Source organism: Neisseria sp. HMSC070H10 (genome assembly GCF_001837635.1).
Classification (GTDB): Bacteria; Pseudomonadota; Gammaproteobacteria; order Burkholderiales; family Neisseriaceae; genus Neisseria; species Neisseria subflava_A.
In genome coordinates, this window is the sequence record NZ_KV833371.1 from 1 (window position 1) to 327 (window position 327).

The 327-nt window shown below is 44.6% G+C and carries 1 protein-coding gene; it reads left to right on the forward strand.

Annotation, left to right across the window (positions count from 1 at the left end):
- The coding region (locus HMPREF2606_RS05915; protein WP_210400404.1) for a collagen-flanked surface repeat-containing protein at positions 1-327 on the forward strand (327 nt) is incomplete at both ends.

The following is a 327-nucleotide window of genomic DNA, read 5'->3' on the forward strand; positions in this document are numbered from 1 at the left end:
AAGCCGGCGCTAAAGGCGAAAAAGGCGACAAAGGCGATAAAGGTGACACTGGTGAAAAAGGTGGCAGCATCACAGGTGAAGTTGTAGATAATGGTGACGGTACCCATACAATCACTATTACTGATCTTGAGACCGGTTCAGTCACTACTACTATCGTTAAAGATGGTAAAGACGGTGTAGATGGTAAGAATGCTAAAGCCGACGTTAAAGACAACGGCAACGGCACTCACACTGTAACCATCACTGATGGTGAAGGTAATACCACTACTACTATCATTAAAGATGGTAAGAATGCTGAAGCCGACGTTAAAGACAACGGCAACGGTA